The 14851-nt window shown below is 32.1% G+C and carries 13 protein-coding genes; all 13 read left to right on the top strand.

Annotated features, from left to right (window positions below; all coding sequences use genetic code 11):
• Positions 1-31 precede the first annotated feature (31 nt).
• The 13 genes from QJ521_RS06065 to QJ521_RS06005 all read left to right on the top strand — a co-directional run bounded on the left by QJ521_RS06065 (position 32) and on the right by QJ521_RS06005 (position 14787).
• Positions 32-763: a GntR family transcriptional regulator gene (locus tag QJ521_RS06065; protein WP_282839550.1), complete on the top strand. Its 732-nt coding sequence runs from the start codon at positions 32-34 to the stop codon at positions 761-763.
• Between the two features lie 123 nt (positions 764-886).
• Positions 887-2956, top strand: a complete 2070-nt coding sequence (locus QJ521_RS06060) for a DUF5005 domain-containing protein (RefSeq protein WP_282839549.1) — start codon at positions 887-889, stop codon at positions 2954-2956.
• An 11-nt stretch (positions 2957-2967) separates the two neighbouring features.
• A complete protein-coding gene (locus QJ521_RS06055) occupies positions 2968-4761 on the top strand; it encodes a DUF5005 domain-containing protein (RefSeq protein ID WP_282839548.1) in 1794 nt (597 codons plus the stop codon).
• Positions 4762-4779: 18 nt separating this feature from the next.
• A complete protein-coding gene (locus tag QJ521_RS06050; protein ID WP_282839547.1) occupies positions 4780-5649 on the top strand; it encodes a carbohydrate ABC transporter permease in 870 nt (289 codons plus the stop codon).
• A gap of 11 nt (positions 5650-5660) precedes the next feature.
• On the top strand, positions 5661-6968 hold the full coding sequence (locus QJ521_RS06045; RefSeq protein ID WP_282839546.1) for an extracellular solute-binding protein: 1308 nt from the start codon (positions 5661-5663) through the stop codon (positions 6966-6968).
• Positions 6969-6987: 19 nt separating this feature from the next.
• Positions 6988-7902, top strand: coding sequence for a carbohydrate ABC transporter permease (locus tag QJ521_RS06040; protein WP_282839545.1), 915 nt, complete (start codon positions 6988-6990; stop codon positions 7900-7902).
• Between the two features lie 24 nt (positions 7903-7926).
• Positions 7927-8751 (top strand): hypothetical protein, encoded by an 825-nt coding sequence (locus QJ521_RS06035; RefSeq protein ID WP_282839544.1) that lies wholly within the window; start codon positions 7927-7929, stop codon positions 8749-8751.
• An 18-nt stretch (positions 8752-8769) separates the two neighbouring features.
• Entirely contained in the window at positions 8770-9381 is a 612-nt protein-coding gene (locus QJ521_RS06030; RefSeq protein ID WP_282839543.1) for a YesL family protein, read from the top strand.
• Positions 9365-11101, top strand: coding sequence for a class I mannose-6-phosphate isomerase (locus tag QJ521_RS06025; protein ID WP_282839542.1), 1737 nt, complete (start codon positions 9365-9367; stop codon positions 11099-11101). Before QJ521_RS06030 ends, QJ521_RS06025 begins: the two co-directional genes overlap by 17 nt.
• A 3-nt stretch (positions 11102-11104) precedes the next feature.
• Positions 11105-11803, top strand: coding sequence for a GDSL-type esterase/lipase family protein (locus QJ521_RS06020; protein ID WP_282839541.1), 699 nt, complete (start codon positions 11105-11107; stop codon positions 11801-11803).
• Between the two features lie 59 nt (positions 11804-11862).
• Entirely contained in the window at positions 11863-12792 is a 930-nt protein-coding gene (manA, locus tag QJ521_RS06015) for a mannose-6-phosphate isomerase, class I (protein WP_282839540.1), read from the top strand.
• A 76-nt stretch (positions 12793-12868) separates the two neighbouring features.
• Positions 12869-14236 (top strand): 23S rRNA (uracil(1939)-C(5))-methyltransferase RlmD, encoded by a 1368-nt coding sequence (gene rlmD, locus QJ521_RS06010; protein WP_282839539.1) that lies wholly within the window; start codon positions 12869-12871, stop codon positions 14234-14236.
• A gap of 20 nt (positions 14237-14256) precedes the next feature.
• The gene (locus QJ521_RS06005) at positions 14257-14787 is read left to right on the top strand and encodes a hypothetical protein (protein ID WP_282839538.1); all 531 of its coding nucleotides are present in this window, start codon (positions 14257-14259) and stop codon (positions 14785-14787) included.
• Positions 14788-14851 lie beyond the last annotated feature (64 nt).

Here is a 14851-nt window from a genome sequence, read left to right as displayed (position 1 = left end):
TTAAGTAAAATACAAAGTGTAGGTGATTGATATGTCGATTGACTTAGCTGATAAAATGCCGTTTTATCTTCAAGTAAGAAATAGCCTTAGACAAAAGATTGAAACTGGAGAATGGAACGAAGGAGATTTAATTCCAAGTGAAAAAGAACTCGCTCAACACTATGGTGTTAGTCGAGTAACCATTCGAACAGCAATCTCAAAGTTAGTCCAAGAGCAATATTTAACTAGGCGTGCAGGTTTTGGAACAACCGTTTATAAAAATAAATCTTCATTGTCAAATTTTACAATGATTCGTAGTTTTACAAATGAAATGAATGAAATGGGATTGCCTAGCAAAACGATGGAATCAGAGTTGAAGGAAATTGAAGCAGATAAGTTACTTGCCAGTATTTTTAACATTAATGAAGGTGATATGCTATATAACCTTCGCCGTGTTAGAGGAACGGTGATCCCAATTTTATATTCTGATACATATTTACTGCCTGTTGTAAAATTGCCGAACACTGAATCCTTTTTAATGGGATCATTATATAAGTATCTTTCCTCACAAAATATATTTTTCAATGTTTTTGAAGAATATGTAAGTGCTGTTTTAGCTCCTAAAACGATACGAAATATTCTTCAAATTCAAGATGATTCGCCACAACTCAAAAGAAAAAGATACAGTTACGATGAATCAAATCGTTTAATTGAGTATACAGAAACATTTTATAATGCTGCACATTATGAGTATCGAACTAGACTTTATTACCGTAAGAAGTAAAAACTTACGGTTTTTTTTATTGTAATGTAGTAAAAATATTATAAATGTATTATAAATGTATTGTAAATTGAAGGTTTCTATGATATATTAAAAATAGAAAACGCTTGCAGAGTTGGTGATCGCATGAAAAAGATAGTGTTTATGTTTATCCTAGTGTTGTTTCTTGTTTTATCATCTTGTACTAGACCTGAACAAGAAGAAGAAATTATTATTGAGGATGATGGTACAGTTTTTACTCAAACCGCACAAGAAAAAATACCAGTAACTCATATTAATATTCCACATTCAACAACAAAAGGCAATTTGGACAACTTCATCAATTATTGGAAACCAATTGATATTAATCCTATATTTTTTGAAACTTCTTTAATCAAAACTCATCAATTGATTTTGATTTTTGATGCTGTTTATCCAATAGATATGATGATTTTTACATCATATGTTGGTGATCGAGCTGAAACAATACCAACTATCTCAATCGATACATCATTAAACCTATATAACTATTCGAGATACCAAACAAATTATGAATTATCAGAAGTCACAAATACAATCAATTTTGGAGGTACTATGGCAAAAAGTGTTAGAATTACGTTTGCAGCCGATGATCAGGTTAAAGGTATTCAAGATATCCATTTCAAATTATCACCAGGTATTATTGTTCAAGAAGATGATGCATGGTCTAAAACGTTTTTAAGATATGAAGGCTGGACTGGTGCAGATGGTATATTTTCATTTAACTTGACCAATGGTGATACACGTATTGGTGCAGAAAAAGATCAAGTTGGTTTCATCTTTAGTGACACATTTGTTGGGAAAGTCTATCCACATAATCATCTACGTCAAAGTGGTATTATCATTAATAACTCTTTAGGCTACATGAATCAACATCTACCTTTTGATCAAGCATTCACATTTGATTACAATATGGCTGATATCACACCAAAATCGATTTTTGAGCCAACACCTTATATTGGATCCAGACCAAGAAATTTATTGGATAACGAAGGTTTATCAATCACTCGATCTAAAAATGCACTATTAACAAACCAAAAAGAAGGTGCAATGTGGCTAAGTGACGAAATTGAAACTGAACTGACTATTGATCTTATGAGTACTCATCAATTAGGTTCACTCAACATTTGGAATTATAATGCAAATCCTAACTATGGTGTTAAAAAGTTTGAGTTAAGTTCAAGCTTAGACAAAACAACTTGGACAACTATCGACACTTTTGATATCGAAAAGGCCTTAGGGTCAGCTCAAGAACCTTATACGATTGAAATATCATTTAATCAAGTTGATGCTAGATATTTAAAATTAACAGTCTTAGAAAGTTATAGTCAATCTTATACTGGCTTAGGAAAAATCATGATCTTTGATGAACAAGACAACTTTTTATTCGGTGAAATTGAGGGATCATATGAAACATCAATTGAACCTAATGAAAACAGCGCAAGACTATGGCTTCAAGATGGCATTGTCTTAAACGATACATTTTATGTATTCCCAATTTTGATCAAAGATGATGGCGAAATCTTCAAAGTTCACAATGTTTCAATGATTAAGATGCCTATTGTTGATGAAAAATTCGATCATCAAAACGCAACCTATTTAAATGCACCATTGATGGTGAAAACAAGTGATAGTGGTGTGATGTACTTCGGTGCTGGTTTGATGAACAATACTCATGTAGATGGATATATCTATATTTATGGCTATAAGGATCTTGATGGTAGAAAATTAGTTGTTGGTAGATTCTTACCTGAAGATATTGAAAACTTTAATCAATGGACATATTTTGATGGTGAAAACTGGACAAGCTTAATTGAAAATGCAAAAACACTTAAAGATGGCGTTTCACCAGAACTCAGTGTAACTTATATTGAATCAGGAAAATTTGCTGGAAAATATATGTTAGTTGTTATGGAAAATTCAACAAGTGGAAGAATTAGTTATGCATTATCTGATACACCATATGGACAATTCGGAGACTATGTTCAAATCTATCAAACAACTGAATCTCAGACACTTAGAGGTGGATTTACTTATAATGCTAAAATGCATCCAGTCCTAAGCGAACCAGGAAATTATTTGATTTCTTATAATGTGAATACACTGATTACAGGTGCATTAAGTGACGCAAATATTTATTATCCAAGATTTATTAGAATCATAGAAGTTAATGAATAAAGGAGATTAAGATGAAATATTTAGATTTAATTAAAAGTGTTCAAATAGAAGATGGTTTAAATGAAATCTTATTGGATGGTATTTATCCAATCGCAGATTTTGATCAAGCAAAATTCAATAAAGTTGAATATTTTATTGATGATGAGTTGAACATGGATTCAAAATATGCAAACCGTCTGATGATCGACTCAAAAGAAATGGTGGACTTAAACATCTATTGTGGACAAGGATACATTGCCTCAAAAGATGATGAAATGACAAATAAGTTTCTAAGATTCCAAGGATGGTCAGGTGGCGATGGTATTTATTCGTTTAACCTAACGGATGGAAATGATCAGTTTGACCAAAAACAAGATATGAAAACATTGTTTGTTTTTGGTGATACATTTGTTGGAACATCAGATCTTAAAACCAATCAAAGATTTCAACCACATCTTATGCCTAACAATAGTTTAGGTTACTATCAAGACCAAAAAATAGAATTCAAGGTAAATTTTAAAGACGACGGTTCTGTAGCAGGGTTTTATAGTATGGATCCTCAATACGATAATGCTGGTACTGTTATTCAAAATATCATTCGTTACGATCGTAAAGATGAAAATCCTGGTTATGTTAGTGGATATTATCCAAAGGATTTAGAAATCGTTTTTGATTTATATAAGATTAGAAACATCACACATATAGATTTTTACAATTATTTTAGCAATGAAGAAAAGTATTTAGCAAAACGTGGTTTAAAAGAAGTAGAGATTCATGGATCACTCAATGGTGAGACCTACACATTTATCAAAAAGATTAATTTAAGTCAAAGTGAGTACTTAGGTAACCATGAAACCATTGAGATTCACGAAAGTCATCGCTTTATTAAACTCATCGTTCCAACGAAGCCAGGTGTAGGCAATCATAATGATGACACCTTTACTGAAGGACTATTCGCACTGAATCAAGTTAAGTTTTATAATTTGGATCAACAATATAGAGATCTTAAAGTTGATGCTTCATCAACCCTATTAATAAATCCTGAACATTCATGGATATGGCTACAAGATGGCGTTATTATCGGTGATCATCTATATTTCATACCCATGGTCATCAATAGCGACCTCAATCAACCTGAAGGTCTTCAGTTTTGTGTCAAAGGTGTTGCTTTATTTAAAACACCTATTGAAAATAAAGACATTAATTATGAAAAAGCAACACAAAAGATGGCACCATTACTTGTTGAAAACGAAGAAAGTCAATGGTTGTTCGGAGCTGCTATTATGGCTAGCACCAGAAAAGCAGGTTCTAAGAACCCTGATGGTTTCATTTATATTTATGGTTATAAAACAACGATGGGTTTACGTGAAATGGTTCTTGCCCGAGTTTTAGAAGAAAACTTTGAGTATTTCGATGATTGGACATTTTTCGATGGAAACGATTTTCAACCTGATATCTTTAAGAGTGTAGGACTCTTATCACATATTTCATGTGAAATGAGCGTCTCACCTATTCTTGATGGTTTATATAAAGATAAGTATTTAGCAGTCTTTACCTATGATGTCAATACGAAATACGTATCCTATGCAATTGGTGAAAGTCCTTGGGGACCATTCTCTAAGCCACAAAAGATTTATGTAACTCCTGAACAAGAAATATATAAGAGCACAACTTACACTTATAATGCAAAAGCTCATCCTCATTTATCGATGAGTACAGATGTATTAGTTTCTTATAATACAAATACTTATAATTTTGATCATAATATGTCAAATAACTTAGTTTATAGACCAAGATTTATTAGATTAAAAGATACGACAAAATAAGAAATATTGAGGGATTATATGACTGAAACGATTAAAAAGCCTTGGTGGACAAAAAGAAGAAGAAAATTCGTTAAAAATGGAATATTGTATATTGTTTTAACTGCAGCTAGTTTTGGGTTTATATTCCCATTTTTATGGATGCTTTTTACCGCACTAAAAACACCTCAAGAACTTTTACAAGGGACATCAGTCTTTTTCCCACAAACGCCTCAATGGGGTAATTTCGTAACTGCAGTCACTGCATTACCTTTCTTAATGTACTTAAAAAATAGTTTAATAATTGTTGTTTTAGTTTTAGTAGGGACACTATTTTCTGCAACAACTGCAGCATATGCATTTGCGAAGCTTAATTGGAAAGGTAGAGATAAGTGGTTTTTAGTCATGCTTGCTACCATGATGATCCCAATTCAAGTTATCTTGATTCCAACTTATATTATGTACGCACAAATTGGATGGTTAGGAACGAGATTACCATTAATTGTACCCGCTTTCTTTGGTGGTGGTGCAGCATTTTATATTTTCTTATTAAGACAGTTTTTCAAAGGTATTCCAAAAGAATTATCTGAAAGTGCAATTATAGATGGTGCAACGCATATTCAGATCTTCTTAAAAATAATGTTACCTCTTTGTAAACCTGCATTAATTACCGTAGCACTATTTACATTTATGGGAACATGGAATGATTATTTTGGTCCATTGATTTTCTTAAGCAATCCAGATCATTGGACATTAGCTTTAGGTTTAAGAGCATTTCAAATGCAGTATGGAGGGCGTTTCGATCTGATGATGGCTGCAGCACTCCTCATTATGTTACCGACATTAGTTTTGTTCTTCTTTACACAAAAATCATTTATTGAAGGTATAACATTTACCGGAATAAAAGGATAGGAGGGTTAAAAATGAAAAAAATATTACTATGGATGGTTATTGCATTTAGTTTAGTCTTTATAGCATCATGTCAAGGTGAAGATGTTGGAGATCGAACTGTCATTGAGTTTTGGCATATGTCTCCAGTAGGTAGCGAATCATATTCAGGCATGAGAAGTATCATTACTGACTTTAATAATAGTCAAGAAGAGTACTTTGTTAGAGGGACTGGATTCTCGTTTTGGGATTATTGGGACAAAATCAATATTGCTGTATCTTCAAGAACCGCACCTAGCTTAGGCTTATCAACGATTGATGATGTTGAAGCAAGAGCATCAAGTGGTGTTTTATATAACATCAGCGAACTTATTGCAAATGATGAGTCAGATAACAATATCGACTTAAATGAATTTAGACAGTCTCAAAAAGATTTTGCAACATATAATGGACAACTTTATGCATTACCGTTTACTGCAACAACAAGAGCGTTATATTATAACTTAGATATGTTTGCAGAAAAAGGATTAACCGCTGAAGATGTACCAACAACATGGAGTGAATTAAAAACGATTGCTAAGATGTTTGACGAAGTGAATACCCAAAATCAAATTACAAGAATTGGTTTCGATCCAACATATGGTAATGCTACATATCATGGATGGTTATGGCAAACTGGTCTTGATTTCTTTGATGAAAATCAAAATCCTACATTAAATACTCAAGGTCATGTCGATGTCTTAGAATGGATTATCAATTTTAATAATGAATTCACTAGAAATCAACTGACAGCATTTGGTGAAGGTAATCAGTTATTAGGACTTAATCCATTTGCAAGCGAACGCGTTGCAATGATTGTTGAAGTTGATGGTTTATATCAACAAATCATTAATGCTGGTGCTGATTTCAATTATGGAGTTGCACCAATACCAATCCCAGATGAAGATGGAATTCATGTCAATTGGGGTAGTGGTTTTTCCATAGAACTCTATGACAATGGTAAGAATGAGGAAGCTAAAAAAGCTGGTGCATTTGAATTCCTTAAATATATGATGTCAGAAGAAGTTCAAATGAGAATGGCAGAAGTTAATGGTTGGATTATGAGTCATATTAGTGCAATGGAAGCCTATGTAGCAGATAAACCTATTATGCAAGCATTGTTAGAGCAAGTAGACTTTGCAACTGATAAAGTTTATATTCCATATGCACCATCATGGCACGGTAACGACTGGCAACCTTATTACACACAAGCACTTGATGGTACATTAACAGCACAACAAGCATTAACACAAGCAAGAAATAATTACTTGCAAAAGAAGGCAAATTACGAAGCAACCAATTAATTAAATGTTGAGGTAGAAAATGAAGACAGTCACGATTAAGCAACTTAAGAAAAAAGAAAATAGAATGGGATATTTATTCGTATCACCTTGGTTGTTCGGGCTGATTATTTTTGGTGCATTTCCAATTCTTGCTTCATTTTATATTAGTTTTACAACATATAATATGATTTCACTTCCAAGATTTATTGGATTTGAAAATTATCGGATTTTATTTACAAATGATAATTTGTTTTGGCAATCTTTATATAATACGTTCTATCATGTCGTTATAGCTATACCATTAGGTATTGTTGTCGGTGTTGCTCTTGCATTACTTCTTAATAACAAAATTAGAGGTATGAGTGCTTTTAGAACATTGTTCTACTTACCTAATGTTGTTAGTATTGTCGCGATGAGTTTATTGTGGTTATGGCTGTTTCAACCAAGTTTTGGTTTGATTAATGAAGTATTAGCACCTATTTATAGATTGCTAAATATGGAGCCACTAAGGTGGCATCAAGCAGCTTCTACATCCAAGATGACACTCATTATCATGGGGTTATGGACAGCTGGTGGATCCATGGTGATCTATCTTGCACAAATGCAAGATATCCCTACATCATTATATGAATCAGCAGAAGTCGATGGAGCAAATTGGATTAAAAAAACATTTTATATTACATTACCACTGATGACACCTTCAATATTCTTTAACTTCATTATGGGATTAATTGGTGGATTCCAAGTCTTTACGATTGCATATATTATGACCTCAGGAGGACCTTCAAGATCGACTTATTACTACGCATATTATTTATTTGACAAAATGATGGTTGATCGCGCAATGGGTATGGCAAGCGCTATGGCATGGATTTTACTTGTCATCGTACTCATTATTACGGTATTGGCACTACGCTTAAACAAATATGTTGTTTATTTAGGCGACGAAACATAAAAAAAGAAAAAGGGAGAAATAGAAATGAGAAAAGTATTTTCGATTTTAGTATTGGCTGTCCTAGCATTAGTATTATCTGCTTGTTGGCCAGCAGAAGTTGGTGTAGAAACACATTTTAATGCAGACGGTTCAGGAACTAGAGTGATTATTATTGATGTCATGGATGATTTATTATCCACAACACCAATAACAAATCCTGATGATCCAGATGGAACTGAAGGTAAAGGTGCTGTCTTAAATGATAAGCATGTTGATGGTGGCGTGATTGCTATTCAAGCATGGCTAGAAGCGAATGCACCAAGCTTTATGACTGTTCATGATCCAGAAGTTGCTGGTTATCATCGTTATTTCAAGATGAGCTTTGATTTTTCAAGCTTTGATGACTTTTTAGATAAATACGAACAACTTGTTAACTTATCACCTAATTTATCTTGGTCAGATTTTGATGCTGATGAAAAACCAACATTAGAAGTAACTGGTGGTTTAACTAGAACGCTTACTTTCAAAGAATCAAGAGCAATCGTTGAAGCATCACTAGATTGGGCAATTGATGGCATTTGGAATGACATTTATGATGAAGCAGATCTTGCTGGTTTTGTAACAAAAGCTGATATTTCTGCATTAGCTAATTACACGGTAACTATCGGTGATGGCGAATATGAAGAATTAAGACATTACGATCCAAATGCAGTTGATGGTGATGGCACAGGTAAAGTGATTTTCGTTGAAAACGACTCATTTACTGTTGTTGGTCAAGCAACTAACGTGGGTTTACTTGTAGGGATTATTGTAGGTGCAGTAGCAGTTATTGCTGGTGGTGTATTCTTAGTTTTAAAACTTAAAAAATAATTAGAAATTTGGTTTGTCATGCTTAAAGAACTTTTTAGAAAAACAACTGATATCGTTTTTGTTAATTTACTATGGATGTTAGTAAGTTTTTTAGGCATACTCATTACACTAGGGGCAGCAACAACAGCAATGTTTTCTGTCACATTTCAAATTTTAAAAAAGAATGAACCAACCAATGTGCTTCATCAATTTATTCAAAGTTTTAAAGAAAATTTTGTAATAAGCACATTGGTTTGGTTATCCATTCTAGCAGTTGGTATTCCTTTATATATGATGTTTAATTATGCAATCAATACAGATCAAATGGTTTTGTTAATTATTGGCATTGTTGGGGGATATCAGCTCTTAATGTTTACGATATTTGTTTTTCCAGTGATTTCAAGATTCAAGACAGAAACCAATCGGCAATTACTTAAAAATGTTTTATTGTTGTCAAATATGAATTTGTGGACGAATTTTAAATTAATCGGTAGTTTAGCTTTTGTTGTTTTACTAATTGTTTTTGTTCATGAGATGATGATTTTAATCGGTATTGGTTTTTATGGTATTTTAGTTAGTTTTCACTTAAACAAATTATTTGAACCTTATTTAATGCAATTTAGAAGTATTGAGGATGAAGAAGGGAATTGAAACTATGGGATACATTCATTTTAAGTCTTTTTATGACAAATATCCTGTCATTCAAATGAAAGAATCTAATGGAAGTGTATTTAAAGATACGCCATCTATTTTGAAAGAGTTAAGTCGAGTTCAAGAAGGCGTTATTGTTTTTGAGACATATCCAGGTGTTGATTTAGAACGACTCAATCAAGATATCATAAGTAAACTTAATGTTACAAAATTAGTCAATATAGAAACATACGCAAAGTCAGAAAAAACGATTGATAAGATGTTAGAAAAAAATCTAACTCAAGATCGTGTTTTTGGTTTATATGCTCATCATCAAATTGAAGATTTCTATGAAATGGATCAGATTCTGAAATTAAGAAATGATCTATTCAACAAAAAGGGGCTCACAGTTGTATATGGATTTGGTGCCAGCCTGATTAAAGCTGACGTACTCATATTTGTTAGTATCACACGTTGGGAAATCCAACTAAGATATCGTAAAGGTTTAACAAACTTTCAGTCAAAAAATTCAGATGAAGATATTCTTAGAAAATATAAAAGAGGATATTTTGTCGAATGGAGAGTTGCTGATCGAATTAAAGAAAATAACATTCAAAGCATGAATTACTTAATTGATTACAATGATATAGATCACCCGAAAATGATCGATTATATCGCTTATGAAAATAGTTTAAATCAATTAACGAATCGTCCTTTTAGAATGGTTCCATATTTTGATCCTGGTATCTGGGGCGGACAATGGATGAAAGAAGTGTGTAATTTAGATCCTAAAGAACAAAATTACGCATGGTCTTTTGATGGTGTACCTGAAGAAAATAGTATTCGACTTGGTTTTGACGATACATTTATTGAAATTCCTGCTCAAGATTTAGTTCAATTTAGACCAAAGGAACTGATGGGGGCACGTGTTTATGGTCGTTTTGGTAAGAAATTCCCGATACGTTTTGATTTGCTTGACACTATGGAAGGTGGGAATTTATCGCTTCAAGTCCATCCATTAACTGAATATATTCAAGACCAATTTGGAATGACTTATACACAAGATGAATCTTATTATATTTTGGATACTAAAGATGATGGAACAGTTTATTTAGGATTCAAAGATTCTGTGAGTCAAGACGCGTTTGAAAAGGATTTAATATCTGCTGAGTCTGGAGAAAAAATGTTTGATGCAGACAAATACGTTAACGTGTTTCCAGCCAAAAAACATGACCATTTCTTAATTCCTGCTGGAACCATCCATTGTAGTGGAAAAAATACAATGGTATTAGAAATTAGTGCTTGTGTTTATATCTTTACTTTTAAATTATGGGATTGGGGCAGACAAGGTTTAGATGGTAGACCAAGACCTGTTCATTTAGAACATGGTTTTAAAGCACTTCAATATGATAGGAATACAGAATGGGTAGAAAATCAATTGATTAATCGAATTGAAAAGATTAGTGATTATGAAGAAATAACTGGACTACATGAAACTGAATTTTTAGAAACAAGAAGATATACATTTGATGATGCAGTGGATATAAAAACTTTTGGGTCAGTGAATATGGCAAACTTAGTTGATGGACAGAAAGCTTTAATTACTTCTATAGATGGAAGTTTTGATGATTATGAAATTCATTATGCTGAGACCTTCGTTGTTCCTTCAACGATTGAAACATTTAGGGTCAAATGCCTGGATCAACAAGGATGTAAGTTGATTAAAGCTCACGTGAGGTAGAGTATGGAATTCATCTATTTAGGACTTGGTATTATCTTTGTCTTCATGGCCGGTTATTTCATGTATAAAAAAGGCATAAAAAAGGGTATGGATGACTTTTTAAAAATCCTTTTAACAAGCGGTTTTGATCATAAAATAAACGCTTTTAATATACAAAACACCTTTATTGAAAAAGGTGGTATTGTTTTTGTTGGTGATTCGATTACCCAAGACTATAATGTTTATGAATACTTTCATGGTTTAAACGTATATAATAGAGGCATTGGAGGAGATACAACAAAGGGTCTTTTATCACGCTTACACTTAAGCATTTTTGATTTAGAACCGAAAATCGTTGTTATTCTCATTGGTACCAATGACTTCGCACTTCTTAAAACAACCGTAGAAGAAGTTTATATGAATATTGAACTCATCGTTAAAAAAATAAAAATAAAACTTCCAAAGACTAAAATTATTTTACAATCCGTATATCCAGTCAATGAAACATTAAGCCCTATGACAGTTTTACCAAGAAAAAATGAAATCATTCGAAAGTTAAATGATTTATTAAGTCAAATAAAAGATGTAGAATATGTACAGCTATTTGATTTACTAATAGATGAACATGGACAATTAAATAAAAAATATACGGTTGAAGGACTTCATATAAATGAACAAGGTTATGCCTTAATCACAAAAACATTAGATGAATATCTTAAATGAAGATAAGTCAACTTATCTTTTTTTTTACATGGTATAATATTTTTAAGTAGGTGAGTATAATGAACGACATATTATTTTTAGAACCCATTTTTAAGCAACGTATTTGGGGCGGTAACGCACTACAAACCGAATTTGGTTATACGATACCAGACCCAAAAACTGGGGAATGCTGGGCGATTTCCGCACATCCGAATGGGGATTGTAGAATTATCAATGGAAAGTTTAAGGATAGAACATTAAGTGATGTTTATGCAAAAGAAAGAAAGCTATTCAACTACCATAACTCAAAAAAATTTCCTTTAATGACCAAAATACTTGATGCTAATGACGATTTAAGTGTTCAGGTGCATCCTAATGACCAATATGCAAAAAGGTTTGCTGATGATTTGGGTAAAACTGAATGTTGGTATGTCTTAGATGCAAAACAAGATGCTTATATCATCTATGGTCACCGAGCTAACAGTAAAACTGAGTTTATGGAAATGATTAAAAAAAATCAGTGGGATGACCTACTCATTAAAAAGCATGTTAAAAAAGGTGATTTTATCTATGTTCCGTCTGGAACGATTCATGCTTTAGGAAAGGGTTTATTAATATTAGAAACCCAACAATCATCTGATACGACTTATCGACTTTATGACTATGATAGAAAAGACGAACAAGGGAATCAAAGAGAACTACATCTTAAAGAAAGTATCGAAGTTAGTACAATCCCTCATTTAGATGTTAAACCTCGCATTAAATATTTTGATTTAGGGGATACTTCGATCACAAGATTTGTTCATAATGATTTTTTTACAGTCGAAAAGTGGGATATCAATTCAAACTTTAATCGTGAAAATGATCGTTTTAGACTGATGAGCATTATTGATGGTTATGGACAGGTTAATGGTAATCCAGTTCAAAAAGGTGATCATTTTATTGTAACAGCTAATGTTAATCATATTCAATTGATTGGCAAAATGTCAATCATTACATCTTACGTATAAACGCCAAGTTAAACTTGGCCTTTTTTATCAAAAAATGAAAGGGTTTCATGTGATATAATCATATTAGGTGATAATCATGAATCAAGAGATCAAAGTAGATGATCAAATTGTATTAAACATTAAAAGAATGGGCATTAATGGAGAGGGTATTGGATATCTTAATAAACTCGCTATTTTTGTTGACTATGCGCTTCCTGATGAAGATATTGAGGTTGTGATTACTGAAGTCTATGAAAATAGAGCAGTTGGTAAGATTAAGAATATCCTAAAACCAAGTTCGATGAGAAGAGAACCTTTTTGTCCAGTTTATGAATCATGTGGTGGCTGTCAAACGCAACACCTTGATTATGAAGAAACTTTGGTGCAAAAAAGAGATATCTTAATCAAATCTTTTGAAAGATACGCCGGTAGAAAGATTGATGAAGATCTCATTAAAAAAACGATGGGTGCAGATCAACCAAGATACTACCGCAATAAAGCATCTTTACCCGTTCAAAAGTTTAAGATGAATAATAAGTTAGGTATGTATGCTAGAAATTCTAGTCATTTTGTGATTATTGAGGATTGTCCGGTTCAAAATCAGTTAATTAATCAAATCTTAAAAACGATTATACAATTAATGGATGAACTTGGCGTTGATGCGTTAAACGCAAAGACAAGAAGAGGTTATGTTAGATCATTAGTTGTTAGAGTCTCTGAGAATCACAAAGAAGCTCAAGTATCTTTTATTATGATGAATAAATCAAATCGATTACCAAGTTTAGTTGAAAGACTTGTTGAAAAAGAGAAAAACATTGTATCAGTATTTGAAGTTTTAAATCCAGATATTAAGAAACCTGGTTATTTTACAGACGATGTTAAATTACTCTATGGTAAAGAAACGATTACTGAAACATTAAATAATCAAACTTATTTATTAAAACCTGAAGCTTTTTTTCAACTCAATACCCCTCAGGCACATAAGTTCTATTTAGAAATGAAAAGACTTGCGAGTTTAAAACCTCATGAAATAGCAATCGATGCATATGCAGGGATTGCTCCAATAAGCCATTATATTCATAAAGATGCAAAACACGTTTATGCAATCGAGTTAGATTCAGCTGCATGTGAAAGTGCTAAACTAAGTTTAAAACAAAATCATATAACCAATGTTACAGTCTTGCAAAGTGATTTTAAAAGAGCTTTAAGTGGCTTAAAGGAAAAGAAGATTGATGTCATGTTTTTTGATCCTCCAAGAGTAGGCTTAGGTAAAGAAAGTATTGATTTAATTTTAGAATTTAAACCTAAGCGAATCATATATGGTTCTTGTAATCCTTCAACACTAGCTAAAGATTTTAAAGACTTATTAAATAGTTATCATCTAGTTGAAGTTGTTCCAATTGATATGTTTCCTTATACATCGCTAGTCGAAAGTGTGAGTTTATTAGTTCTAAAAACTTCTTGAACACAGAAAAGAGCATATTTATGATCGAAGTCGTCAATGAGAATTATAAAGAATATAAAAGTATATTAATCACTACATCCATACCGATAATCGTTATGCTTATTTTAAGTGTTATGATGATTAGTTCAATCGTTAACCAACAAATGTCGATTACATTAATTGAGATGTTATTTGTAGGTTATTTATTAATGCTTGCCTTTATAAATTATTTAGTCAATTTGGCGCATTCAAGACACTATACTTTTAAAATTATAGATCAAAGTCTATGGATTGAACGTAAAGAAAAGAAGTGCGAAGTACCTATTCGTGACGTTAAAAAATTATTATATTCGATTCAAAAAGATTTAACGGGGTCTACTGATTATTTAATGATTGTAACAAAAGGGTTTAAAAAGAATATTTATATATCAAATTATAAAGCCAATAAAGATGATTTAATGAACTTAATTGATCATCCAATATTTGAACATACTAAAGTGACTAAATTTTCTAATCGTTTGATTGGAGAAGTTGTAGTCTTCGTCTATTCGACTATATTTTTGACTTATTAGTAAAAAAACACCAATATATTCGTATATTTAACCTAATATATGCGATATTAGCATAAATAACCTA

The organism is Peloplasma aerotolerans, assembly GCF_030012175.1.
GTDB lineage: Bacteria > Bacillota_I > Bacilli_A > Acholeplasmatales > Acholeplasmataceae > Peloplasma > Peloplasma aerotolerans.
This window is presented reverse-complemented; position numbering and strand designations above follow the sequence as displayed.

Coding starts and splice junctions, on each gene's coding strand:
- QJ521_RS06065 (WP_282839550.1), top strand. CDS start 32: ATGTCGATTGACTTAGCTGATAAAATGCCGTTTTATCTTCAAGTAAGA.
- QJ521_RS06060 (WP_282839549.1), top strand. CDS start 887: ATGAAAAAGATAGTGTTTATGTTTATCCTAGTGTTGTTTCTTGTTTTA.
- QJ521_RS06055 (WP_282839548.1), top strand. CDS start 2,968: ATGAAATATTTAGATTTAATTAAAAGTGTTCAAATAGAAGATGGTTTA.
- QJ521_RS06050 (WP_282839547.1), top strand. CDS start 4,780: ATGACTGAAACGATTAAAAAGCCTTGGTGGACAAAAAGAAGAAGAAAA.
- QJ521_RS06045 (WP_282839546.1), top strand. CDS start 5,661: ATGAAAAAAATATTACTATGGATGGTTATTGCATTTAGTTTAGTCTTT.
- QJ521_RS06040 (WP_282839545.1), top strand. CDS start 6,988: ATGAAGACAGTCACGATTAAGCAACTTAAGAAAAAAGAAAATAGAATG.
- QJ521_RS06035 (WP_282839544.1), top strand. CDS start 7,927: ATGAGAAAAGTATTTTCGATTTTAGTATTGGCTGTCCTAGCATTAGTA.
- QJ521_RS06030 (WP_282839543.1), top strand. CDS start 8,770: ATGCTTAAAGAACTTTTTAGAAAAACAACTGATATCGTTTTTGTTAAT.
- QJ521_RS06025 (WP_282839542.1), top strand. CDS start 9,365: ATGAAGAAGGGAATTGAAACTATGGGATACATTCATTTTAAGTCTTTT.
- QJ521_RS06020 (WP_282839541.1), top strand. CDS start 11,105: ATGGAATTCATCTATTTAGGACTTGGTATTATCTTTGTCTTCATGGCC.
- manA (WP_282839540.1), top strand. CDS start 11,863: ATGAACGACATATTATTTTTAGAACCCATTTTTAAGCAACGTATTTGG.
- rlmD (WP_282839539.1), top strand. CDS start 12,869: ATGAATCAAGAGATCAAAGTAGATGATCAAATTGTATTAAACATTAAA.
- QJ521_RS06005 (WP_282839538.1), top strand. CDS start 14,257: ATGATCGAAGTCGTCAATGAGAATTATAAAGAATATAAAAGTATATTA.